At 66.4% G+C, this 25240-nt stretch carries 15 protein-coding genes, 3 rRNA genes and 2 pseudogenes; 14 read left to right on the top strand and 6 right to left on the bottom strand.

The genetic code is table 11. The annotated features are described in order from the left end of the window. The first annotated feature begins 36 nt into the window (after positions 1-36). On the top strand, positions 37-771 hold the full coding sequence (locus LTV02_RS17380) for a helix-turn-helix transcriptional regulator (protein WP_233040976.1): 735 nt from the start codon (positions 37-39) through the stop codon (positions 769-771). Positions 772-830: 59 nt separating this feature from the next. Here the strand turns inward: LTV02_RS17380 and LTV02_RS39645 are convergent, their stop codons facing one another. Both LTV02_RS39645 and LTV02_RS39640 read right to left on the bottom strand, forming a co-directional pair. Further along, positions 831-2333 (bottom strand): leucyl aminopeptidase, encoded by a 1503-nt coding sequence (locus tag LTV02_RS39645; protein WP_408639405.1) that lies wholly within the window; start codon positions 2331-2333, stop codon positions 831-833. 141 nt (positions 2334-2474) lie between these two features. After that, positions 2475-2951, bottom strand: a pseudogene (locus LTV02_RS39640) (TetR/AcrR family transcriptional regulator); the annotation flags it as partial. Positions 2952-3267: 316 nt separating this feature from the next. Between LTV02_RS39640 and LTV02_RS17370 the strand changes: the two are divergent. Together LTV02_RS17370 and LTV02_RS17365 are read left to right on the top strand one after the other, a co-directional pair. Beyond that, positions 3268-3882, top strand: a complete 615-nt coding sequence (locus LTV02_RS17370; protein WP_233040975.1) for a GNAT family N-acetyltransferase — start codon at positions 3268-3270, stop codon at positions 3880-3882. A 194-nt stretch (positions 3883-4076) separates the two neighbouring features. After that, positions 4077-4262, top strand: a complete 186-nt coding sequence (locus LTV02_RS17365; protein WP_233040974.1) for a hypothetical protein — start codon at positions 4077-4079, stop codon at positions 4260-4262. 24 nt (positions 4263-4286) lie between these two features. Here LTV02_RS17365 and LTV02_RS39260 read toward each other — a convergent pair whose 3' ends face one another. After that, positions 4287-6860: a LuxR family transcriptional regulator gene (locus LTV02_RS39260; RefSeq protein WP_269821633.1), complete on the bottom strand. Its 2574-nt coding sequence runs from the start codon at positions 6858-6860 to the stop codon at positions 4287-4289. A gap of 181 nt (positions 6861-7041) precedes the next feature. On the opposite strand from LTV02_RS39260, the gene tuf reads away from it, so the two are divergent. Then, entirely contained in the window at positions 7042-8238 is a 1197-nt protein-coding gene (gene tuf, locus LTV02_RS17355) for an elongation factor Tu (RefSeq protein ID WP_067723546.1), read from the top strand. Between the two features lie 13 nt (positions 8239-8251). On the opposite strand, the gene LTV02_RS17350 is transcribed toward tuf, so the two are convergent. After that, entirely contained in the window at positions 8252-9685 is a 1434-nt protein-coding gene (locus tag LTV02_RS17350; protein ID WP_233040973.1) for a sugar porter family MFS transporter, read from the bottom strand. Between the two features lie 549 nt (positions 9686-10234). On the opposite strand from LTV02_RS17350, the gene LTV02_RS17345 reads away from it, so the two are divergent. The 5 genes and pseudogenes from LTV02_RS17345 (at position 10235) to LTV02_RS17325 (ending at position 19462) form a co-directional block, all read left to right on the top strand. Further along, positions 10235-11751: ribosomal RNA gene (locus LTV02_RS17345) — 16S ribosomal RNA — on the top strand. 329 nt (positions 11752-12080) lie between these two features. After that, positions 12081-15186 (top strand): 23S ribosomal RNA (locus LTV02_RS17340). 104 nt (positions 15187-15290) lie between these two features. Further along, positions 15291-15407: ribosomal RNA gene (rrf, locus tag LTV02_RS17335) — 5S ribosomal RNA — on the top strand. The 16S, 23S and 5S rRNA genes sit together here, the layout of an rRNA operon. 1330 nt (positions 15408-16737) lie before the next feature. After that, positions 16738-17688, top strand: a pseudogene (locus LTV02_RS17330) (hypothetical protein); the annotation flags it as partial. 865 nt (positions 17689-18553) lie between these two features. Then, on the top strand, positions 18554-19462 hold the full coding sequence (locus tag LTV02_RS17325; RefSeq protein ID WP_233041607.1) for an HAD-IIA family hydrolase: 909 nt from the start codon (positions 18554-18556) through the stop codon (positions 19460-19462). A gap of 10 nt (positions 19463-19472) precedes the next feature. Here the strand turns inward: LTV02_RS17325 and LTV02_RS17320 are convergent, their stop codons facing one another. Further along, entirely contained in the window at positions 19473-20231 is a 759-nt protein-coding gene (locus LTV02_RS17320) for a class I SAM-dependent methyltransferase (protein ID WP_233040972.1), read from the bottom strand. Between the two features lie 139 nt (positions 20232-20370). On the opposite strand from LTV02_RS17320, the gene LTV02_RS17315 reads away from it, so the two are divergent. From LTV02_RS17315 to LTV02_RS17295, 5 genes are read left to right on the top strand one after another with little or no spacing between them, the layout of a single operon-like run. Continuing rightward, positions 20371-20637: a hypothetical protein gene (locus LTV02_RS17315; protein WP_233040971.1), complete on the top strand. Its 267-nt coding sequence runs from the start codon at positions 20371-20373 to the stop codon at positions 20635-20637. Position 20638: 1 nt separating this feature from the next. Further along, on the top strand, positions 20639-21556 hold the full coding sequence (locus LTV02_RS17310) for a TlyA family RNA methyltransferase (RefSeq protein WP_233040970.1): 918 nt from the start codon (positions 20639-20641) through the stop codon (positions 21554-21556). Then, entirely contained in the window at positions 21553-22524 is a 972-nt protein-coding gene (locus LTV02_RS17305; RefSeq protein WP_067714410.1) for an NAD kinase, read from the top strand. The genes LTV02_RS17310 and LTV02_RS17305 overlap by 4 nt, the downstream gene beginning before the upstream one ends. Next, entirely contained in the window at positions 22502-24274 is a 1773-nt protein-coding gene (recN, locus tag LTV02_RS17300; protein ID WP_067713695.1) for a DNA repair protein RecN, read from the top strand. Before LTV02_RS17305 ends, recN begins: the two co-directional genes overlap by 23 nt. 11 nt (positions 24275-24285) lie before the next feature. Next, complete coding sequence (locus LTV02_RS17295; RefSeq protein ID WP_067713697.1) at positions 24286-24663, top strand: hypothetical protein; 378 nt, start codon at positions 24286-24288, stop codon at positions 24661-24663. On the opposite strand, the gene LTV02_RS17290 is transcribed toward LTV02_RS17295, so the two are convergent. Further along, entirely contained in the window at positions 24593-25195 is a 603-nt protein-coding gene (locus tag LTV02_RS17290) for a TetR/AcrR family transcriptional regulator (RefSeq protein WP_233040969.1), read from the bottom strand. The genes LTV02_RS17295 and LTV02_RS17290 overlap by 71 nt on opposite strands. Between the last annotated feature and the right edge of the window lie 45 nt (positions 25196-25240).

The raw sequence follows: 25240 nt of genomic DNA, 5'->3' as shown, positions 1-25240 counted from the left end.
GGGGAGCGACCGCTCAAGCTCCCGACTTTCGGTAGCGTGCTGCGGCACCTGCGGGACGCGCGCGGGATTTCCCGCGAGCGGCTGGCGCGCAGCGCGCATCTGAGCGTCAGCTATGTGACGCATATCGAGACCGACGATCGCGATCGGCGGCCCACCCGCAATGTGGTGGAGGCCCTGCTGGCGGCCTTGGACCAGGTCGAATCGGTGGGCGACGCGGATCGCCGGCACCTGTTCGACCTGGCCCGGGTGGCCGAACTGGATTCGCCGTCGGCGGCCGACCTGTCCGCCATGCTGCCGCCCGATCTGCGCCGCCGCCTGATCCAGCACGACCCGAATCCGGCCGCTTATCTCGACACCCGCTCGAATGTGCTGGCCTGCAACGATTCCTATCGCAACACCTTCACCGGCCTGCTCGACAACGGCAATATCCTGCGCTGGGTGTTCGCCGACGAGCGGTCCAAACAGGCGCTGGTGGAATGGGAGCACGAAGCGCGGCTGACGGTCGGCCTGGTGCGCGGTTTCATCGGGCGTTCCAGCAATCCGCACTGGTGGAGCGAGCTGCTCGAGGAATTGAGCGAATATCCCGATTTCCGCCGTATCTGGGACGACAACGAAACGGTGTTCGGCCGTGACACCCTCGGAATGCATCTGCGCGATCCGGCGGGCCGGGAATCGCGACTGGATCTGCAAGTGTTCCAAGTCGATTCGGTCGAATATCACGACCGGCTGCTGTTCGTGCTCGGGTTGCCCGCCGTGGCGAATCCCGAGTAATCGCCCGGACAACACACGGCCCCGGTCACTTTCGGTGACCGGGGCCTTCGTTCGCGCGGTTACTCCGCGGCGATGTCCTCCAGGGTCGCGATGAGCGTGCGCACCGGCACGCCCGTCCCGCCCTTGCCGATATAGCCGAACGGCCCGCCGGTGTTGTACGCCGGACCGGCCACATCCAGGTGCGCCCACTGCACGTCCTCGGGCACGAACTCCTTCAGGAAGATCCCGGCCGAGAGCATGCCGCCCCAGCGGTGCGGGGCGACGTTCGCCAGATCCGCGATCTTGGAATTGATGTCGGCGCGCAGTTCCGCCGGGAACGGCATCGGCCAGCCGTTCTCGCCGACGCCCTGGGAGATCTTGGCGACCCGATCGCGGAAGGCGTCGGTGCCCATCACGCCCGGGGTGCGGGTGCCGAGCGCCACCATCTGGGCGCCGGTGAGGGTGGCGACATCGATCAGGTAGTCCGGATCGTCCTCGCCCGCGCGCACGATGGCATCGGCCAAGATGAGCCGGCCCTCGGCATCGGTGTTGAGCACCTCCACGGTGGTGCCGCCGTACTGGGTCAGTACATCGCCCGGGCGCTGCGCGGTCGCGGACGGCATGTTCTCCGCCATCGGCACGGTCGCGGTGACCGTGAGGGGCAGGCTGAGCCGCGCCGCCAGCAGTGTGGTGGCGATGACCGCCGCCGCGCCGCCCATATCGGAGGTCATGTTCTCCATGTTCGCCGCCGGCTTGATGGAGATGCCGCCGGTGTCGAAGGTGATGCCCTTGCCGATCAGCGCGACCCGCTTGTCACCGCCCGCATAGGTGATGCGCACCAGCCGCGGCGGCCGCGAGGACCCCTTGCCGACCCCGATGATTCCGCCGAATCCCTTGGCCTCCAGCTCTTTCTCGTCGAGCACCTCGACCTGCAACCCGGCGGCTTTCGCCAATTCCGCTGCCCGGTCGGCGAATTCGCCGGGGAACAGATCGCTCGGCGGCGTGTTCACGAAATCCCGTGCGGTAGCGACGGCTTCGGCCACCGCTTGCGCCCGGAACAGCGCCTCTTCGCCGAATCCCGCTTCCGGAACCAGGAATTCGATCCGCCGCACCGGTAGCTCGCCCGCCTTCGGCGCCGACTTCGTCTTGTACGGCGTGAACTGGTAGGCCCCGAGGTAGAACCCTTCGGCGGCCGCCCCGATATCCAGCCCCGACAGCGTGGTCACCGCGGTCCCGACGCCGGTCAGCGATCGCCCGGCGACACCCGCCGACTTGCGGATCTGCTCGGCATCGACCTTGTCCGCCGCACCCAGCCCCACCGCCAGCACACTGTCCACGCCCAGCCCGGCCGGCGCCGGCACCCGGGTCAGCTCCTCGCCCTTGCCCTTCGCGCCCACCGCGCGCAGCGAACTCAGCAGTGCCGCCCGCGTATCGGCGTCCAGTACATCGTCGAACACGTCCGCGGGCGCGATAACCGGCCCGTCCTCCGACGAGGTGAGTCCGATGACGAGCACATCGGCCTGGCCGATGCTCTCGGTGCGTACCAGTTCCGGCCCGAGCGAACGATCTGCAACAGCTGTCATGGGAACCCACGTTACTGCGCGCGTCGTCGGCGAGTCGGCTGGGCGCGTCGGTGTCGCGGTGTGGTCGTCGGGGAAGTGCCGCACTGCCACCCCGTCGAGCAGCAATTGCAATCCGTCATCGAGCAGTTGCTCGTAGTCGAGCACCAGCCCGCCCGCGTCGGCCGCGGTGAGATGCCGCGCCAGCGTCGGATGACTGTCCGGGCCGATCAATTCGACCGGATTCCCCGATGCCGTCCGCACCGGCGTCCGCTCCGATCCCGGCAGCAAGGCCAGCCCTTGGACCAGTCCCGATACCGCCAGATAGATCGACATGACGGTCTCCCGGCTCAGATCCGGGCGGTCCAGGGCCGCGAACACCCGCTCCAGTCCGTCCAGCAGCGCGGGCCCGATCGGCGGCCGGGTCTGCGCCAGCACGGGCAGCATCCACGGATGCCGTTGATACAGCTGCCATTCCGCGTGCGCCTCGGCGGTCATCCGCGCCCGCCAGCCCTCGGCCTCGTCCGGAATCCCTTCCGCGAGCGTGTATTCCGCCATTTCCGCGAGCAGCGCCGCTCGATCCGGAAACCGCCGATACAACCCCGCAGTCGCCACCCCCAGCTCGGTCGCCAGCCGCCGCATCGACAGCCCGTCCAGCCCGTCCCGATCCGCCAGCTCGATGGCCGCCCGCACGATCCCGACCGTGGTGAGCCGCTCCGGCCGCACTCGCCGCTTCACCGGCACCGCCCGCAACCGCGCCCGATACGCCCGTGCCTGACAGGACCGCGAGCAGTACCGCTTCCGCCGCCCGCGTTCGGATTGCGCGACCTCCCGCCCGCACACCGCACACGCCCCATCCCTTTTCATCACACCACCGAGTGTGACGAAATCTTCGTAATCCCGCAGCCACGCCCCTACGTTGGCTGATGAAACACCGTTCGCAACAGGAGGTCGAGAGATGCAGAACCAGCCGCAGGTCCGCCGCGCCGAACTCGCCGAAGCCGAGGCCGTGACCCGGGTCTTCGCCCGCGCCGCCGTCGACGAAGTGGTGACGGCCTGGATCATGGACGGCCACCCCGAGGTCGCCGAGCAATTTCGCACCGAGCACGCCCCCGCGATGATCGAGCGCGCCCTCACCGAGGACGAAGTGTGGGTGGCGGGCACCGGCTCCGACATCTGGGCGGTCTCCCTCTGGCAGACCCTCACCTCGCCGGACCGCGCCGCCGCCGAAGCCGCCCAGACCGCCGAACTATCGAAAGCCCTGCCCCTGCAACCCATCCGCCGAATGGCCGCCCTCACGTCCATCCTCGCCGAAACCCACCCCACCGACTACCCCTACCGCTACCTCCAGATGATCGTCACCCTCCCCGAATACCGCGGCAAGGGCGCCGGCTACGCCATCGTCAGCGAACGCGCGAAAGCCGCCACCGCCGACAACCTCCCCGCCTACCTGGAAGCCAGCACCGAACGCTCCGCCCGCCTCTACCAACGCTGCGGCTTCGAAATCTCCGGCAACCTGATCCCACTCCCCGAAAACGGCCCCACCCTGCGCCCCATGTGGTTCCGCGGCTGACGTCGCCCGGGGCTCGACGCTCCCTGCCCCCACCCAGCTAGGTCCCGGCGGTTCCGGCGAAGCCGCCTCCGCCGGGACCGCCGAAGCAACCGAACCTCCACATACCGACTTGCCGCCTACGCAGGCGGTACTCCCACCGATCTGAGTGGTCCGCCACTCTGCCGCCCGGGCAGCCACGGCCAGACCATCGATCCATGTTCCAGTGGCTCCTGTTCCGAAACCGCACCTACCAGCGCCGCGCCGACCAAGCCCGGCACGTCACCCCTCGTCCCATGTCCGGCCGGCAACCCACGCCCGCGCCCCCGGTGTACGCGCCGGCGCTCGGCTGCGAGGGCGCCCGCCGATTCACTGCCGAGGGTGACCCGGCGACCAATCCGTGACCGCGAAAGCCCGGCCGCCGCGACTCAACGCGAGGTGTTTCCACTGCCGAGCACGCGCGCGAGTTCGGCGCGGCTGGTGACGCCGAGCTTTTGATACGCGGTGTGCAGGTGGTTCTCCACCGTTCGCACCGACACTACGAGGCGCTCCGCGATCTCCTTGTTGGCCAGCCCTTTCGCCGCCAGCCGGGCGATCTCCGATTCGCGCGGGGTGAGGTTGGGGGCGGTGAGCCGGGCCAGCGCCGGCGTCGAAACCCCTTCGCATGCGGTGGCGAGGGCATGGGCGCGGGCTGCGGCGGATCGTGCGGACGCGCTCCGCCCGGCGCTCTCGAACCCGTGCGCGGCCTGGGCGGCGGCATCGGCCGCGTGCAGTAGGAACCCGAGCCGCTCGAAGCGTTCCGATACCGCCAGCAATGCTGCTCCGTCGTTCCCGGCCGCCGCGTGTTCGGCTGCGGCGGAGGCGAATTCGCCCTGGCAGAGCGTGCCGAGCTCGATCAGGCGCGCGGCGACGCGGTCCCCGCTGCCCAGCCGCATCGCATCGTGGCAGGCGAAGACCTCCTGGATGAACGACCCGGTCTCGCGCATCCGCTCGGCATTGGCGACGGCGAGGTCCGCCGCCTTGGTCAGTTCGCCGCGGGCCGCCAGCACCCACGGCCGTGCCAGGTCGACGCTGAATGTCATCGCCACCACGGTGGCCGACTCTTCGGCTTGTTCGAGCGCCCGCTCCGCCGTCTCGATATCACCGGAAAGCGCTGCCGCCATGGCGAATTCGGCGAGTCGCGGCGTCTGGTAATCGCTGAGCGCATCGCCTCCGGACGGCGTGCCGAGCAATCGCGCGGCGGTCCGTATCCGGCCCCGATGCCGCTCCAATATCCCCAACGCGTAGGCGCTTTCGGCATCCGCCACCGCCCAGTCGCTGTCCGCGCCGGTGATGACGTCCCCGAACGCCACCGCCTCTGCCTCGGCTCCGAGATCCCCGGCATAGTAGGCGGCGAACTGCTGAATCCCTTGCAGCGCACGCACATACACCGGCACGGCCGATTCCCATTCCGCCCGGGTGTCCAGTACCCGCCGCACTTCGGCGAGCGAATCCACCGGCCGCCCCATGAAGATCAATATCCAGGCCCGCTGCCCGTGTCCCTGCGCCCGCATGGGCCCGCTCACCGGGTCCGCCACGATGCTGTCGGCCAGCGTGAGCGCCTTGTCGTACCGCCCCAGCCCGAAGTGGATCGACGACTGCCAGAACATGAGTTCCTGCCGATTCTCCGGCGCGGTCAGCGTCACCTCCGCCGCCTCGACGATGGCGATCGCCTCCTCGACCCGCCCCAGCGTCGCGAGAATGTTCAACCGCGTGGAGATCATCAAGGTCCGGGTGCGTTCGTCGCACGGCTCCTCCCACAGCCGTTCCAGCAGCGCATCGGCTTCGGCGATCTTGCCGCCGTAGCCGAGCACCGGCGCGAGCAGTATCGCCGCTTCCGGCCCCGCCCCGGCCGCGACGGCCGCCCAGCCGAAGCGCTCGGCTAGCGGGTAATCATGTGCGGCCCAAGCCATTCGCAGGGCGGCGAGCAGCGGCTCGGGCTGGTCGGTGAGCCCGGCTTCGAGTCGCCACAGCGCGAGCCGCAGCACGTCCTGACGGGTCGAGCTCTCCATGCCGAGCTCCGCCAGTTGCCGGTACCGCCGAACCGTCCGCAGCCGTGGCATCCCCGCGCGCACCGACTCCCCGTACAGGGGATGAGCGAGCCGAACAATGCTGCCGTGCAACCCATTCCGCTCGTCCTCGGCAGTGACCGCGATCAAACCCCGTTCCTCGGCCGTCTCGACCGCCGCCGCATCGCCCACGGTCAGCAACGCCCCGAGCCCGAGCGGTTCCCCCAGCGCCACTAGTTCCAGCACCGCACTCTCGGCCTCGGTCAGCTCCCCGATCCGCGCCGAAATCAACTCCTTCAACTGCCGCGACATCGGCACCGCCCCCTGCCACCGCCACACCCTGCCGCTCTCGGCCAGCGTCCCCCGCCCGATCGCCTCGTCCACCAATTCCCGCAAATACAAGGCATTCCCATGGCTCAGCCGCAGCAACCGCCGCACGCTCTCCAACTCCACCGCCCCGCCCAGCACCTCGGTCAGCAGCGCCGCCACCGCCTCCTCCGACAGCTCCGCCACCTCGACCCGCGCAGCGATCCCCTCCCGCCACAACGCCACCACCGGCTCCGGGCACGGCTCCCCGTTCCGCACCGTCACCACCAACTGCTGCCCGCTCTCGGCCAATTGCTGGGTCAGCGCCGCCGAAGCGGCATCGAGCAAATGCGCGTCATCGATGACCAGTACCCGCCCGGCCGCCGCCCGCACCGCCTGCCCCGCCCACCCGAGCAGGTTCTCCGCGACCACCTCACCCGGCAGCAACGGCCCGAAGGCCCCCAGCGGCAAGGCCTTCGCCGCCTCATTGGCGCGAATCCGCGTCGCACCCCGCGCCGCCTCGACCGCGAGCCGGCTCTTCCCGACCCCCGCCCCACCGCAGAGCACCACGCTCCCGCCGCCCGCCAAGATCCCCCGGACCTGCGACAGCTCCGCCTCCCGGCCGGTGAATGGCCACGCAACCGACATGGCTGGATTGTAGAGACTCCCGTTTACCCGTCAACGGTCCTCGACGCCCGATTCACCCCGTTCCCGACCTTTCCCCGCCCCGCGTGCCTACGCTGAAATCGACACCGCCGTCGGGCATATACCGCGGTGTCCCCATCCTCCGATGCCCGCCCCGGATCGCAGGGCGCACAGGAGGTTTCCAGTGGCTAAGGCGAAGTTCCAGCGCACCAAGCCGCATGTCAATGTCGGCACCATCGGCCACATCGACCACGGCAAAACCACGCTCACCGCGGCCATAACCAAAGTCCTGCACGAGAAGTATCCGGACCTGAATCCGTTCACGCCGTTCGACGCCATCGACAAGGCGCCGGAGGAGCGGCAGCGCGGCATCACCATCTCCATCGCGCATGTGGAGTACCAGACCGAGAACCGTCATTACGCGCACGTCGACTGCCCCGGGCACGCCGACTACATCAAGAACATGATCACCGGCGCGGCCCAGATGGACGGCGCGATCCTGGTGGTCGCCGCCACCGACGGCCCGATGCCGCAGACCAAGGAGCACGTCATCCTGGCGCGTCAGGTCGGCGTCCCGAAAATGGTGGTGGCGCTGAACAAGTGCGACATGGTCGACGACGAGGAGATTCTCGAGCTGGTCGAGATGGAGGTGGCGGACCTGCTCAACGAGTACGACTTCGACGGCGACAGCACCCCGGTGGTCCGCATCTCCGCGTACCAGGCGCTCGAAAACCCTTCCGGCGATTGGGGTTCCGGCATCGTCGAACTCCTGGACGCCGTGGACAACTGGATCGACACCCCCGCGCGCGAGGTCGAGAAGCCGTTCCTCATGCCCATCGAGGACGTCTTCACCATCACCGGCCGCGGCACCGTGGTCACCGGCCGCATCGAGCGCGGGATCCTGAAGGTGAACGCGGAGGTGGAGATCGTCGGCATCCGCCCGAAGACCACCAAGACCACTGTCACCGGCATCGAAATGTTCCGCAAGCTCCTCGACGAGGGCCAGGCGGGGGAGAACGTGGGCCTGCTGCTGCGCGGTATCCGGCGTGAGGACGTGGAGCGCGGGCAGTGCGTGATCAAGCCCGGTTCGGTCACGCCGCACACCGAGTTCGAGGGCCAGGCCTACATCCTGTCCAAGGAGGAAGGCGGCCGGCACACCCCGTTCTTCAACAACTACCGGCCGCAGTTCTACTTCCGCACCACCGATGTCACCGGCGTGGTCACGCTCCCGGAATCGGTGGAGATGGTGCTGCCCGGGGACAACGTGTCCATGAGCGTCAAGCTGATCCAGCCCATCGCCATGGAACTGGGTTTGAAGTTCGCCATCCGCGAGGGCGGCCGCACCGTGGGGGCGGGCCAGATCACCAAGATCGTGAAATAGCCCGCCCGCCGGCTCAACCCATCTCTTCGAGCGCCTTGCCCTTGGTCTCGGGCACGAACTTGAGCACGAACGGAATCGAGAGCAAGGCGAACGCCGTGTAGATGACGTAGGTCCCCGACAGGTTCCAATCCGACAGGCTGGGGAAGCTGGCCGTGATGACCCAGTTGGCGATCCACTGCGCCGACGCCGCCACGCCCAGCGCCGCCGCGCGGATCCGGTTCGGGAACATCTCGCCGAGCAGCACCCACACCACGACGCCCCAGGACAGGGCGAAGAACAGCACGAAGCAGTGCGCGGCGATCAGGGCGGTGAGGCCCTGGGCATTGGGCAGATGCACCGCGCCGTCGGCATCGATCGTCTTGGCCGAGAACGCCCAGGCTTCCGCCGCCAGCGAGATGGCCATACCGGTGGAACCGATGAGCGCCAACGGTTTCCGGCCGATCCGGTCCACCAGCGTCATGGCGATCACGGTGCCGAAGATATTGATGATCGAGGTGGTGAAGGAGTAGAAGAACGAACTGGTCGGATCGATGCCGACGGACTGCCACAGCGTGGACGAGTAATAGAAGACCACGTTGATGCCCACCAACTGCTGGAACACCGACAACCCGATGCCGATCCACACCACCGGCAGGAACCCGAACCGCCCGCCCAGCAGATCGCGGAAGGTGGACCGGTGCTCGCTCCTCATGGCCAGCTCGATCTCCCGGACCCGAGCGTCGAGGTCGACGTTCTCGCCTTCGACCTCCGCCAGCACCTTCTTCGCGCGGTCGATTTTCCCGACCGAGATCAGATAGCGCGGCGACTCCGGGATGGTGAACGAGAACAAGCCGTAGAGGATGGCCGGCACCACCATCACACCGAGCATCCACTGCCAGGCCTCCAGCCCGGCGATCTTCCCGCGCTGCTCGCCACCCGCGATCTGCAGAATCCCGTAGTTGATCAACTGCGAGACCGCGATGCCGGTGACGATCGCCGCCTGCTGGAAGGACGCCAGCCGCCCGCGATAGGCCGGCGGCGAAACCTCCGCGATATAGGCGGGCCCGATCACCGAGGCCATACCGATCGCGATGCCGCCCAGCACGCGCCACATGGCCAGATCCCACAGCGCGAACGGCAGCGCCGAGCCGAGCGCGCTGACCGTGAACAACCCCGCCGCGATCCGCATGACCAGGATCCGCCCGATCCGGTCCGCGATCCGCCCCGCGATGGCCGCGCCGATCGCACAACCGATCAAGGCGATCGCGACCACCTGGGCCAAGGCCGCCGACCCGATGTCGTACCGCTCCCGGATCGCCTCGACCGCCCCGTTGATGACCGAGCTGTCGTATCCGAACAGGAACCCGCCCATCGCGGCCGCGGCGGTAATGAAGATGACGTACCCGAGACTGTCACCCCCCGGATGCCGCTGACTCCCGGAACTCTGTGCACCAACCGTCGAATCCACGCAGACCCTCCATCCAAGCGAATGTTGCCGCCGCAGCACGGTCAGTGTCGGGCGCGACGGGTTCGATCTCGTCGAGGCGCGCGGAATCGCCGCGAAACACGCAGGTAGAGGCGCGATTTGACTTTGCTTCGTAGCAACACGTAACTTATTCCAGGTCAGAGCGACACGGACACCGACCCGGAGCCGAGAGGTACTGGGAAACGAGGTTGGACGGCGAGCGCCTGATGATCGAGGATAGTTCGAACGACCAGCGGATTTGGTTCTGCTGCGAGGGTTGAGCTAAGCTTCACCAGCAAGAAACAAGCAGCCTCACCGACTAGCCGGTTCAAGCCGGGGATGTTGGTGTGTGCGTGTGTTCTTTGAGAACTCAATAGTGTGTCGATGAATGTCAGTGCCAAATATTTAATTTGGTTCCGGCCTCACACCCCCCGTGTGATGGGGCTGGACATTTAGTCAGCAAATACTTTTTGTTGGCGTTTGATTTTGCCAAGGTTTTCGGACTCTGGTTAATTCTTCCGATTACATCCGCAAGGATGGATTCGAGAGTCTTCAACGGAGAGTTTGATCCTGGCTCAGGACGAACGCTAGCGGCGTGCTTAACACATGCAAGTCGAGCGGTAAGGCCCTTCGGGGTACACGAGCGGCGAACGGGTGAGTAACACGTGGGTGATCTGCCTCGCACTCTGGGATAAGCCTGGGAAACTGGGTCTAATACCGGATATGAGCAGCCTCTGCATGGGGGTTGTTGGAAAGGTTTACTGGTGCGAGATGGGCCCGCGGCCTATCAGCTTGTTGGTGAGGTAACGGCTCACCAAGGCGACGACGGGTAGCCGGCCTGAGAGGGCGACCGGCCACACTGGGACTGAGACACGGCCCAGACTCCTACGGGAGGCAGCAGTGGGGAATATTGCACAATGGGCGAAAGCCTGATGCAGCGACGCCGCGTGAGGGATGACGGCCTTCGGGTTGTAAACCTCTTTTGACAGGGACGAAGCGCAAGTGACGGTACCTGTAGAAGAAGCACCGGCCAACTACGTGCCAGCAGCCGCGGTAATACGTAGGGTGCGAGCGTTGTCCGGAATTACTGGGCGTAAAGAGCTTGTAGGCGGTTTGTCGCGTCGATTGTGAAAACTTGCAGCTCAACTGCAAGCTTGCAGTCGATACGGGCAGACTAGAGTACTGCAGGGGAGACTGGAATTCCTGGTGTAGCGGTGAAATGCGCAGATATCAGGAGGAACACCGGTGGCGAAGGCGGGTCTCTGGGCAGTAACTGACGCTGAGAAGCGAAAGCGTGGGTAGCGAACAGGATTAGATACCCTGGTAGTCCACGCCGTAAACGGTGGGCGCTAGGTGTGGGTTTCCTTCCACGGGATCCGTGCCGTAGCTAACGCATTAAGCGCCCCGCCTGGGGAGTACGGCCGCAAGGCTAAAACTCAAAGGAATTGACGGGGGCCCGCACAAGCGGCGGAGCATGTGGATTAATTCGATGCAACGCGAAGAACCTTACCTGGGTTTGACATACACCGGAAAGCCATAGAGATATGGCCCCCCTTGTGGTCGGTGTACAGGTGGTGCATGGCTGTCGTCAGCTCGTGTCGTGAGATGTTGGGTTAAGTCCCGCAACGAGCGCAACCCTTATCTTATGTTGCCAGCGCGTAATGGCGGGGACTCGTGAGAGACTGCCGGGGTCAACTCGGAGGAAGGTGGGGACGACGTCAAGTCATCATGCCCCTTATGTCCAGGGCTTCACACATGCTACAATGGCCGGTACAGAGGGCTGCGATACCGTGAGGTGGAGCGAATCCCTTAAAGCCGGTCTCAGTTCGGATCGGGGTCTGCAACTCGACCCCGTGAAGTTGGAGTCGCTAGTAATCGCAGATCAGCAACGCTGCGGTGAATACGTTCCCGGGCCTTGTACACACCGCCCGTCACGTCATGAAAGTCGGTAACACCCGAAGCCGGTGGCCTAACCCTTGTGGAGGGAGCCGTCGAAGGTGGGATTGGCGATTGGGACGAAGTCGTAACAAGGTAGCCGTACCGGAAGGTGCGGCTGGATCACCTCCTTTCTAAGGAGCACTTCTCCAGAAGCACTTCACACAGGTGAATGTCGCTCTGGCAGAGACCGTTTCGGAAACATACGTTTTCCGGCGGACGCTCATGGGTGGAACACTGACAAACTCATCGCATCAAGGCGCCGGCCATGTCCGGAGCCGCGATTGATATACCGACACACTATTGGGTCCTGAAAGAACACGCGGAAGCGATTTTTTCCAGGCAAAAAACGACGAGACTGGTTCTTCAGTCATACCGCCGAGCGTGCTCGGGCTGGTGCTGAGATACAGAATCAATCTTGTGTGTTGTTTGAGAACTGCACAGTGGACGCGAGCATCTTTGTTAGTAAGTGATAAAGAGCGTACGGTGGATGCCTTGGCACCAGGAGCCGATGAAGGACGTAGTAGGCTGCGATAAGCCTCGGGGAGCTGTCAAACGAGCTGAGATCCGAGGATTTCCGAATGGGGAAACCCGGCACGAGTGATGTCGTGTCACCCGCACCTGAATATATAGGGTGTGTGGAGGGAACGTGGGGAAGTGAAACATCTCAGTACCCACAGGAAGAGAAAACAACATGTGATTCCGTGAGTAGTGGCGAGCGAAAGCGGAAGAGGCTAAACCAGGAGCGTGTGATAGCCGGCAGGCGTTGCGTTTCTGGGGTTGTGGGACTCATTTTCTTCTCACTGCCGTGAGGAGCAAGAGTAAGAAACCCAGTTGTTAGCTGAAGTGGTCTGGGACGGCCTATCGTAGAGGGTGAGAATCCCGTAAGCGAAAACATCTTGGCTCTTGTAATGAGCACCCGAGTAGCAGCGGGCCCGTGAAATCTGCTGTGAATCTGTCGGGACCACCCGATAAGCCTGAATACTACCTGGTGACCGATAGCGGACTAGTACCGTGAGGGAAAGGTGAAAAGTACCCCGGGAGGGGAGTGAAATAGTACCTGAAACCGTGCGCTTACAAACCGTCAGAGCCCTCTTGTGGGGTGATGGCGTGCCTTTTGAAGAATGAGCCTGCGAGTCATCGGTGTGTGGCGAGGTTAACCCGTGTGGGGGAGCCGTAGCGAAAGCGAGTCCGAATAGGGCGAACGAGTCGCACACTATGGACCCGAAGCGGAGTGATCTACCCATGGCCAGGGTGAAGCGACGGTAAGACGTCGTGGAGGCCCGAACCCACTTAGGTTGAAAACTGAGGGGATGAGCTGTGGGTAGGGGTGAAAGGCCAATCAAACTCCGTGATAGCTGGTTCTCCCCGAAATGCATTTAGGTGCAGCGTCGCGTGTTTCTCACCGGAGGTAGAGCTACTGGATGGCCTAGGGGGCCCACAAGCTTACCGAAGTCAGCCAAACTCCGAATGCCGGTGAGTGAGAGCGCGGCAGTGAGACTGTGGGGGATAAGCTTCATAGTCGAGAGGGAAACAGCCCAGATCGCCGGCTAAGGCCCCTAAGCGTGTACTAAGTGGAAAAGGATGTGGGGTCGCGAAGACAACCAGGAGGTTGGCTTAGAAGCAGCCACCCTTGAAAGAGTGCGTAATAGCTCACTGGTCAAGTGATCCTGCGCCGACAATGTAGCGGGGCTCAAGTACACCGCCGAAGCCGCGGCATTCACGCATTATCCCGCCTTCGGGCCAGGAGCGTGGATGGGTAGGGGAGCGTCGTGTAGCCAGGGAAGCGGCGGAGTGATCCAGCCGTGGAGGCTGCGCGAGTGAGAATGCAGGCATGAGTAGCGAAAGACGAGTGAGAAACTCGTCCGCCGAATGACCAAGGGTTCCTGGGCCAGGTTAATCCGCCCAGGGTGAGTCGGGACCTAAGGCGAGGCCGACAGGCGTAGTCGATGGACAACGGGTTGATATTCCCGTACCCGTGTATCCGCGCCAAATATCGAATCATCTGTGCTAATCGTCCAAAAGCGGATGGACTCCCTTCGGGGAGCCGGAAGTGGCTGCACGAGACCCTGGGTGTAGTAGGTAAGCGATGGGGTGACGCAGGAAGGTAGCTGGGCCAGGTGATGGAATACCTGGTGTAAGCGTGTAGGGCGTGGTGTAGGCAAATCCGCACCGCATATAGCCTGAGACGTGATGCGTAGCCGATTGAGGCGAATTCAGTGATCCTATGCTGCCGAGAAAAGCCTCTAGTGAGTTGGTACACGGCCCGTACCCCAAACCGACACAGGTGGTCAGGTAGAGAATACTAAGGCGATCGAGATAACTGTGGTTAAGGAACTCGGCAAAATGCCCCCGTAACTTCGGGAGAAGGGGGACCCAGCCCGGTGAACACCTTTACGGTGGGAGCTAGGAGGGGTCGCAGAGACCAGTGAGAAGCGACTGTTTACTAAAAACACAGGTCCGTGCGAAGTCGTAAGACGATGTATACGGACTGACGCCTGCCCGGTGCCGGAAGGTTAAGAGGACCGGTTAGCACTTCGGTGCGAAGCTGAGAATTTAAGCCCCGGTAAACGGCGGTGGTAACTATAACCATCCTAAGGTAGCGAAATTCCTTGTCGGGTAAGTTCCGACCTGCACGAATGGCGTAACGACTTCTCAGCTGTCTCAACCACAGACTCGGCGAAATTGCAGTACGAGTAAAGATGCTCGTTACGCGCGGCAGGACGAAAAGACCCCGGGACCTTCACTATAGCTTGGTATTGGTGTTCGGTACGGTTTGTGTAGGATAGGTGGGAGACTGTGAAACATGCACGCCAGTGTGTGTGGAGTCGTCGTTGAAATACCACTCTGATCGTATTGGACCTCTAACCTCGGACCCTGATCGGGTTCAGGGACAGTGCCTGGTGGGTAGTTTAACTGGGGCGGTTGCCTCCCAAAATGTAACGGAGGCGCCCAAAGGTTCCCTCAGCCTGGTTGGCAATCAGGTGTCGAGTGCAAGTGCACAAGGGAGCTTGACTGTGAGACCGACAGGTCGAGCAGGGACGAAAGTCGGGACTAGTGATCCGGCACCGGCAAGTGGAAGCGGTGTCGCTCAACGGATAAAAGGTACCCCGGGGATAACAGGCTGATCTTCCCCAAGAGTCCATATCGACGGGATGGTTTGGCACCTCGATGTCGGCTCGTCGCATCCTGGGGCTGGAGTAGGTCCCAAGGGTTGGGCTGTTCGCCCATTAAAGCGGCACGCGAGCTGGGTTTAGAACGTCGTGAGACAGTTCGGTCTCTATCCGCCGCGCGCGTCAGAAACTTGAGGAAGGCTGTCCCTAGTACGAGAGGACCGGGACGGACGAACCTCTGGTGTGCCAGTTGTCCTGCCAAGGGCACGGCTGGTTTGCTACGTTCGGAAGGGATAACCGCTGAAAGCATCTAAGCGGGAAGCCTGTTCCAAGATGAGGTTTCTCACCCACTTGATGGGTTAAGGCCCCCAACAGACCATTGGGTTGATAGGCCGGAACTGGAAGCCCGGTAACGGGTGTAGGTGACCGGTACTAATAGGCCGAGGACTTACCAACAAAGCTGCTACGCGTCCACTGTGCGGTATCTGAAACAACACACAGATACCTGAGAAGACAAGCCCGGTAACGGGATTGGCTCTCTGTGTCTAGTTTCATAGAGTTACGGCGGCTATAGCGGTGGGGAAACGCCCGGTCCCATTCCGAACCCGGAAGCTAAGGCCACCTGCGCCGATGGTACTGCACTCGACAGGGTGTGGGAGAGTAGGACACCGCCGGAACATCCTTCGCGAAAGGGGACCCACTATTGGGTCCCCTTTCTGCGTTTCAACACCCGGTGCTGCGAAGACGCTCGAAGGCACGTGATTGAATTGAAGGTTGGCGGACCAGTCCGCCGGCCCTCCTCACGCGCCCCCCAGCGCCGCGGCCGGGTACCGCAGGCTACAAGACTAGAGAGGGATCACCGTGGCGGAGCAGAACGACGGCCGCAAACCCTTCCGCCGCAGTGGCGGATCCGGACAGGGCGGTTTCGGCAAGCCGCGCGACAATGCGGCGGACGATCGCCGGGAAGGCCGGACCGGCCGCGACGGTGGTTTCGATCGCGACCGCGGTGACCGTGGCGGCTACCGCGGCAACCGTGACGACTCCGGGCGCGGCGGTTTCAACCGTGAAGGCGGCAACCGCGAAGGCGGGCGCGGCTTCGGCGGCCGTGGCGGCGAGAACCGCGGCGGCGGCTTCAATCGCGAGGGCGGCGACCGGGGCGGCTTCCGTCGCGGCGGCGATGACCGCGGTGGCTACAACCGCGAGGGCCGCGAAGGCGGCTACAACCGCGAAGGCCGCGGCGGCGGCAATCGCGAAGGCGGCTTCAACCGTGAGAATCGCGGCGGCTTCAACCGCGGCGACAGCGACCGTGGCGGCTACCGCGGCAACCGTGACGACTCCGGGCGCGGCGGCTTCAACCGTGAAGGCGGCAACCGCGAGGGTGGTTACAACCGTGAGGGCCGTGGTGGCTTCAACCGGAGCGGTGAAGGCCGTGAAGGTGGCTTCAACCGTGGCGGCGGCTCGAACCGCGAAGGCGGTTACAACCGTGAAGGTCGCGGCGGGTTCAACCGCGGCGGCGAAGGCCGTGACGGCGGATTCAACCGCGGCGGCGCGAATCGTGAAGGCCGCGAGGGCGGTTACAACCGTGAGGGCCGTGGCGGCTTCAACCGCAGCGGTGAGGGCCGTGAGGGTGGCTTCAACCGCGGCGGCGGCTCGAACCGTGAGGGCCGCAGCGGTGGATTCAACCGCGAAGGCGGCAACCGCGAGGGCGGTTACAACCGCGAAGGCCGCGGCGGCTTCAACCGCGAGGGTCGCGAAGGCGGCTACAACCGCGAGGGCCGCGAGGGCGGGTTCAATCGCGAAGGCCGTGAAGGCGGCTACAACCGCGACCGCCGCGAAGGCGGATTCAATCGCGAGGGTCGCGAAGGCGGCTACAACCGTGAAGGTCGCGAGGGCGGCTTCAACCGTGAAGGTCGCGAGGGCGGCTACAAGCGTGAAGGCCGTGACGGCGGCTTCAACCGTGGCGGGCGTGACAGCGAAAACCGTGACGGCGGAAAGGGATTCGGCCGCGATCGCGGTGACCGTCCCGAGCGTTCGGATCGTGCCGAGCGCGGGGATCGCGAGGAGCGGAAGAGCTTCGGGCGCAATGGTTTCGGCGACGATCGCGCGAAGGACGGCGACGATCGCGCCGAGGGCAAGGACTTCGAGCGGTCGGAGCGTTCCGAGGAGCGTGGCGACCGGGATCGTTCGGAGCGGTCGTACGACGGCGGCAAGGATCGGCGGCGTGGCGGCGAAGGCGCCCGGGCCGGCGGTGGCCGTCCGGGTGAGCGGCGTTCGGGTCGTCCCGACGAGCCCACGCTGCCCGACGACGTGCAGGCCTCGGATCTGGAACCGGCCGTCCGCCGCGACCTGCTGAGCCTGGACAAGAGCAATGCCGAGTCGGTGGCCCGCCATCTGGTGATGGTCGCCCAGCTGCTGGACGAGGATCCGGAACTGGCGCTCGCACACGCCCGCGCGGCCCGCCAGCGCGCCGGCCGCATCGCCGTGGTGCGCGAGACCGCCGGTGTCGCGGCCTACCACGCGGGTGAATGGGCGGAGGCGCTCTCGGAACTGCGCACCGCCCGCCGTATGTCCGGCGGTTCCGGCCTGCTGGCCGTCATGGCCGACTGCGAACGCGGCCTGGGCCGTCCGGAGCGTGCCATCGAACTCGGCCGCAGCGACGAAGCCCGTGCCCTGCAGGGTGACGAAGCGACCGAACTGCGCATCGTCGTCGCCGGCGCCCGAATGGACCTCGGCCAGTACGACCAGGCCGTGGTGACCCTGCAGACCGCCGAGCTGGATCCGGCCCGCACCGGTTCCGCTGCGGCCCGCCTCTTCTACGCCTACGCCGAGGCCCTCCTCGCCGCCGGCCGCGCCGAGGAAGCGCTCACCTGGTTCATGAACGCCGCCTCCGCCGACCTCGACGGCGAGACCGACGCCGAGGACCGCGCCGCCGACCTGGCCGAGGGCAACACGGGCGACCGCGCTGCCTGGGACATCGACGACTCCGACGAAGACGATGACTCGGACGAAGACGGCTCGGATGACGAGGACGACGACTACGACGGCGACCTGGCCGACGAAGACGCCGCCCCCGCCCTCGACGAGGACGCGGCCGCCGCCGACTCCCGCCGCAGCACCGTGGCCGAGGACGCGAAGACCGCGGCCGACGCCGAAGACATCGACGACGCCGCCGACGTGATCGACGACGATGACGACGACGCGGACGCGCCTGCGACCCAACCTGCCTCGGCCACCGACGACCCGGAGACCGACGCGCGTTCCGAGAAGTCCTCGGAGAACTGAACGACGTAAAACGCTGGTGAAAACGACCGCGTGGCAACCCGACCGGGCCGCCACGCGGTCGTTTTGTATTCGCTGAGCAGGCGCACGTCCGGCGTGCTCCGGTTCCAGCGCACATGGACGTCCGCCGGTGCGCCCTTTGCGGGGACCGGCTCGAGTGGGATGCCACCGTCGCACTGTTCGCGCCGCTGGCGGCATCGGCCCGGCCCGGTTCCGCGTGATCCGCTGATCCGGTTGGGCGGGTGGTGTAGGTCGGGTCTACGGGCGGCAGGATGCGGCCGGTACGGCAGGCCGGGGGACTGCCGTAGTGAAGCCCAGCCTGTCCAGCGGTGCCCTCAGCCGGACCGGCTCGAGTGGGATGCCACCGTCGCGCCGTGCGCGCAGCCGACGGCATCGGCCGGGTACGGATCCGCGTGACCCGCTGTTCCGGTGGGGTGGTGCGGTAGGTCAGGATTACAGGCGGCGGCAGGATGCGGCCGGTGCGGGCACGCCGGGGTGGACGGCGGGCTCGTGGATCTGTTCGGTGAGAGCGAGAGGGCGGCATATGCGGCTACGGGATCGATTCGGGGCACTGCTGCTGGATCTGGACGGCACGCTGTTCCGTGGGCATGATCCGATTCCCGGTGCGCCCGAGGCGCTTTCGGGGGACGGTGCGGATCAGCGGCTGGTGTATGTGACCAATAACGCGAGTCGGTCGGCCGCGGGGGTGGCGCACCATCTGCGCGAAATGGGTTATCCCGCAACCGAGGACGAGGTGGCGACGAGCGCTCAGGCCGCCGCGCATCTGCTGGCGAAGCGATTGGGGCCGGGATCCACGGTGCTCGTGGTGGGTACCGATGATCTCGTGGCGGAAGTGGAGAACGTAGGGCTGCAGGCGATCCGGCGTTTCGACGGCGTGGTGCCGGACGCGGTGGTGCAGGGGCATTCGCCGCTCACCGCGTGGGCCGATCTCGCCGAGGCCGCCTACGCTTTGCGTGGCGGAGCGCTGTGGGTGGCCGCGAACACCGATGCCACGCTGCCCAACGAACGCGGCCTGGCACCGGGCAACGGTTCCATGGTGGCGGCGCTGCGGACCGCGTCCGGCCGCGAGCCGATCGTGGCGGGCAAGCCGTTCGCGCCGCTGCTGGAGGAGGCCATCACCCAGGGCGGGACACGCGATGCCCTGGTGGTCGGCGACCGCCTGGACACCGATATCGATGGCGCGCACACGGTCGGCCTGCCGTCGCTGATGGTCCTCACCGGCGTCAGCACGCTCGCGGATCTGCGCAACCAGCCGCGCAACCAGCTGCCCACCTATGTCGGGGAATCCCTCGACGCCCTCAATCATCCTGTCGCGGCGGCGCTGCCGGACCTGACGAACGGCGCGGATATCGCCGACGGGCTGGCGGAGCTGCTGCGCGCCAACCCGGGCCGGGCCATCGCCGTGGCTGCTCCGCCCGCCGCGCAGGGCTGATCCGGTACGCCTACAACGGCTTCCGCGCCTCGACCAATGTGCGAGCGGAGTACGCGACGAAGGGTCCTTCGGCGCTGATCCGCTCGTGCAGCATGCGCAGCCGGTACAGGTACTCCTCCACGGTGAATCCGGGCACCATCCAGATCACCTTGCGCAGGAAATAGATCACCGCGCCGATATCGTGAAACTCCATCCGCAGCCGCTCGGTGCGCAATTGCACGATGTCGAGCCCGGCGGCCCGGGCATCGGCGGCCTCTCGCTCGGGATCGCGCTGCAATCGCGCTTCCGGCTGCGGCCCGAGGAAGTATTCGACGAGCTCGAAAACACTGGCCGGTCCGACATGCTGGGCGAAATACGCGCCACCGGGTTCCAGTACCCGCACGATCTCCGCCCACCAGATGGTGGCCGGATGCCGGCTGGTGACCAGATCGAAGGCATTGGCGGCGAACGGCAGTGGCGGTTCGTCCGGATCGGCCACCACCACCGCGCCGCGCGGATGCAGCAGCCGCGTCGCCTTCTCCAGATTGGGCGGCCAGGATTCGGTGGCGACCATGGTGGGCGGCAGCAGTGGCGCTTCCGCCAGCACCTCGCCGCCGCCGGTCTGGATATCGAGGGCGGCGCGGGCGACGGCCAGTCGCGACGCCTGCTGCCGCTGATATCCCCAGGACGGCCGCGCCTCGGTCGCACGCCCGGCGAGCCAGGAGAAGTCCCACCCGTCCACCGATACCGCGGCGGCTTCGGTCACCAGATCATCGAAGTTGCGGTCCATTTGCTCCATGCTGGCACAGCCGCGCAACAGACTTTTCCGGCGCGCGGTGAGAATGCCGGCGCGGGCGGGTCGGCGGCGGGATCGGATGCGGCACGGGTACGTGTGTTCGAATGGGAGTTCGGGTAGCGTTGTCGCCACGATGAACATGCCCACGCCCCGCCCGCCGATGCCCGCGCCGGGACCCCGCCCCGGGGTGCCGCTGCCCGGGCAGCACCTTCCGGGCGCGAATCAGGAATTCGCCGACCCGCAGCGAGTGCAGGCGGAGGTGGACGCGCTGCTGGCCGAATTGGCGGCGGGCGCACGGGATTCGGCCGATGCGGGCACGGACCTGGTGCGGCGCGCCAAGATTCTGGAGCAGGCGCACGACGTGCTGGTGCAGGCCCTGGCCACGGTGGACAAGATCTGAGGTGGCCAGGCGCGCGCGAGTGGACGCGGAACTGGTTCGTCGCGGATTGGCGCGGTCGCGGGAACACGCGGTCGAACTGATCACGGCGGGTCGCGTCCTGATCAATGGAACGGTCGCCACCAAGGCGGCGACGGGCGTCGAGACGGGGACGCCGCTGCTGGTCCGGGAGGAACCGGACGAAGTGCAGTGGGCTTCGCGCGGCGCGCACAAACTCCTCGGCGCCCTGGCGGCGTTCGAACCGCTCGGCGTCTCGGTCGACGGTAAACGCTGCCTCGATGCCGGCGCCTCGACCGGCGGCTTCACCGATGTGCTGCTGTCCAAGGGCGCGAAGGAAGTGGTGGCCGCCGATGTCGGCTACGGCCAGCTGATCTGGCGCCTGCAGAACGATGATCGCGTCCGGGTGCACGACCGCACCAATGTGCGTTCCCTCACCCCCGAACTCATCGGCGGCACAGTCGATCTCGTCGTCACCGACCTCTCCTTTATCTCCCTCGCCCTGGTGCTGCCCGCCCTGGCCGCCTGCGCCGCCCCGGGTGCCGACCTGCTCCCGATGGTCAAGCCGCAGTTCGAGGTCGGCAAGGACCGCGTGGGTTCCGGTGGCGTGGTGCGGGATCCGGCCCTGCGCGCCGAAACCGTGCGCGAAGTCGCCGCCGCCGCAGCGAAACTCGGCCTGCGCACCATGGGCGCCACTGCCAGCCCGCTGCCCGGTCCCTCCGGCAATGTCGAGTACTTCCTCTGGCTGCGCAAAGCGGGCGGCCCGGCGGATTCCGATGAGGCGGCCGGCGTGGCCGGGAACGACGCCGAGGCCGCCGGTGACCGCCGTGACGGCGCGTCCGTCGGCTCCTACACATACGATTCTGACGAGGCGGCGCGGGTTGCGGCGCTGATCGATCGGGCGGTGCAGGAGGGTCCACAGTGAACGCGGCGAGCACGACCAGGGAGATTCTGCTGGTCGCGCATCCGGGACGGCCCGAACTCATCGAGACCGCGCATCGCGTCGCGAAGATATTCGACGCCGCGGGCATCGGGTTGCGGGTGCTCGAGGACGAGGCCTACAGCACGCGTTTCGATCTGAACGATCGGGGCGAAGCGGACGGCTACCCGTTCCGGGTGATGGAGCACGGACCGGACGCGGCCGTCGGCTGCGAGATGGTGCTGGCGCTCGGCGGGGACGGCACGTTCCTGCGCGCGGCCGAATTGGCGCGCAGCGCGTCGGTGCCGGTGCTGGGCATCAATCTGGGCCGGATCGGGTTCCTGACCGAGGCCGAGGCCGAACATCTGGACGAGGCGCTCGCGCAGGTCGTGCATCGCGATTACACCGTCGAACAGCGCATGACCATCGATGTCAGTGTGCGCGTGGATGATCAGGTGGTGGAACGCGGCTGGGCGCTGAACGAGGCGAGCATCGAGAACGCCGCCCGCATGGGCGTGCTCGAGGTGGTGCTCGAGGTCGACGCGCGCCCGGTGTCCGCTTTCGGCTGCGACGGCGTGCTGATCGCCACGCCGACCGGTTCCACCGCTTACGCTTTCAGCGCCGGCGGCCCCATCGTGTGGCCGGAACTCGAAGCGCTGCTGGTCATCCCGAGCAATGCCCACGCCCTGTTCGCGCGGCCCCTGGTCACCAGCCCGGAGTCGCTGATCGCGGTGGAAACCGTTGCCACGGGCCACGATGCGATAGTTTTCCTCGACGGCCGACGCACCCTCGCATTGCCGCGGGGCGGCCGGGTCGAGGCGGTCCGCGGGACCGAGCCGGTGCGCTGGGTGCGTTTGGATTCCGCGCCCTTCGCCGACCGGATGGTGCGCAAGTTCCAGTTGCCCGTGACAGGCTGGCGGGGCCGCCCGTCTGCACGAACGGAGAGCACGAGTGCTGACAGAGATCAGGATTGACGGACTCGGCGTAATTTCCACCGCCACCGCGCAATTCCATGAAGGTTTGACCGTTCTGACCGGTGAGACCGGTGCGGGCAAGACCATGGTGGTCACCAGCCTGCACCTGCTCAGCGGGGCGCGCGCCGATGCGGGCCGGGTCCGGCTGGGAGCCTCGCGGGCGGTGGTCGAGGGCCGCTTCACCGTCGAGGAGGTGCACGACAGCGCCCGCGCCGAGGTCGAGGAGGTCCTCGAAGCCTCCGCCGCCGAGAAGGACGACGACGGCAGCATCATCGCGGTGCGCACCGTCGGCAGCGACGGGCGCTCGCGGGCGCACCTGGGCGGGCGCAGTATTCCGGCTTCCGTGCTCTCGGATTTCACCACGCCGCTGCTCACCGTGCACGGCCAGAACGATCAGCTGCGCCTGCAGCGCCCGGACCAGCAGCTGCACGCGCTGGACCAGTTCGCCGCCGATGCCGTGGCCCCGCTGCTGTCGAAGTACCAGAAGGCGCGGCGCAAATGGCTCGACGCCCGCAACGAACTGCTGGAACGCACCGCGCGCAGCCGCGAACTGGCCCTGGAAGCCGATCGGCTGACCCAGTCGCTGGCTGAAATCGACGCCATCGCACCGCAACCCGGCGAGGATGTGCACCTGGTCGACGAAGTGCGGCGTTTGTCGGATCTGGATTCGCTGCGCGAGGCCGCCGCCACCGCTCACGACGCCCTGGCCGGACCCGCCGACGCGCCCGGCGAGAGTTCCGGCGCGCTGGATCTGCTCGGCACCGCCCGCGCCCGCATCGAAGCAGCCGAGGATCCCGCCCTGGCGGTGCTGGGTCCCCGTCTCGGCGAGGCGATTTCGGTGGTGGTGGATCTGGCCACCGAACTCAGCTCCTATCTGTCGGATCTGCCGTCCGATCCGGGCGCGCTGGACACCATGCTGGTGCGGCAGGCCGAACTCAAGACGCTGACCAGGAAATACGCCCCGGATATCGACGGCGTCATCAAATGGGCCGATGAGGCGCGGACCCGCCTGGAATCCCTGGACGTGTCCGAGGAAGCCTTGTCCGCCATGGCGAAAGACGTCGAAGCCGCGGCCGAGAAGGTCCGCGAGACCGCCAAGAAGCTGACCGCCGCGCGCACGAAGGCCGCGGGCAAGCTCGCGTCCGCCGTGAGCACCGAATTGGGCGGTCTGGCCATGGGCCGGGCCCGTCTGGAGGTGCTGGTGCAGCCGATGCCCGCGGGCCCCCAGGATTCCGCGCCGCTGACCATCGACGGCCAGGAACTGCACGCCGGGTCAACCGGGGTGGACGAGGCCGAATTCCGGCTCGCCGCGCACTCCGGCGCGCAGCCGCTGCCCTTGAGCCGCAGCGCCTCCGGCGGTGAACTCTCGCGCATCATGCTCGCCCTGGAAGTGGTGCTGGCCAGTTCCGAACACGGCACCACCATGGTCTTCGACGAGGTCGACGCCGGCGTCGGTGGCCGCGCGGCGGTCGAAATCGGCCGTCGCCTGGCCCGTTTGGCGCGTACCCACCAGGTCATCGTGGTCACCCACCTGCCGCAGGTGGCGGCCTTCGCCGACACCCACCTGGTGGTGGACAAGGTCGACGACGGCAAGGGTGTCAAGTCCGGTGTCCGCGCGCTCACCCAGGACGAGCGGGTCGTCGAATTGGCGCGCATGCTGGCCGGTTTGGGCGATACCGAGACCGGACGCGCGCACGCCTGGGAACTTCTCACCACCGCCCATGCCGAAAAGGTCGCGGCGGCAGGGTAGCTTCTTCGGCGATGACCGAAAAAGCCTGGAACTTCGCCGATCCGCCGACCGTCGCCGTCTTCGTCGACCAGCGCATTCTGCGCGACGGTGACTGGATCGCCTATGTGACGCACGACGACAGCGACGCCGCCTGGCAGTTCCACACCGCCGGACCGGATCTGGCGCATGCCCTGCTGGTGGAATTGTCGGAAGTGGTGGAACGCGATCCGACCGTCGCGGAACTGGCGAACCTGCCCTACGGCTGGATCGCGCGCCGCTCGGAGGCGGGCGCGCCGTGGGAATGGGCGCCCAGCACTCCGGAAGCGGGCGTGTCCTGCGTCAATCGGCCGGTGGCGCTGCGGCTTCGGCGAGCGCGGCGCGGACGATGGCGCGGGAAGACCAGGCCATGAGCTCGGCCGCGGCCTCCTGATCGAGACCGCAGGTATCGCGCGTGCTCACCACCGCCTCGACCCCGAACACCAGCGCCAGCGCCTGCGCGAGGCGTTCCAGTTGCTCGGGTGAGAGCCGGTCCGCCGCCGGTCGTACTGCGGCGCGGGCCATTTCGAGCCGGGTGGTGCCGCGGATCGGCACCCGTTCCGATTCCGGCAATTCGTACTGATCGAACCAGCGGTCCAGGGTGGCGCGCAGCACGGTCCGCCACAGCACCTCGTCGGCCAGCTGCATGTGCGCGGTCTTGCGCACCAGCGCCACGACCCGTTCCTCGACGTCTCCCTCCAGCTCGTCGAGCACCTTGAAGAACTCGTTCCGCAGCGTCAGCTCGCGGGTGGCCAGGTCGGCCCACAGCGATTGCGGATTCGGGAAGTACCGGTAGGCGGTGGCCGGGGAGACCCGCGCGGCGGCCGCGACCTCGGTGATGGTGGGGGAGCGGCCCTCCTTGGCGAGGGTGACGGCGGCGTCGAGCAATGCCTCCCGGGTGCGCATCTTCTGATTTTGTCTGCCACTCGTGAGAAATTTCTCTTGACGTGA

The sequence above is a fragment of the Nocardia yamanashiensis genome (assembly GCF_021183565.1).
GTDB lineage: Bacteria > Actinomycetota > Actinomycetes > Mycobacteriales > Mycobacteriaceae > Nocardia > Nocardia yamanashiensis.
Note: the sequence above shows the minus strand (reverse complement) of the source record. Positions and strands in the feature narration are given on the sequence as shown.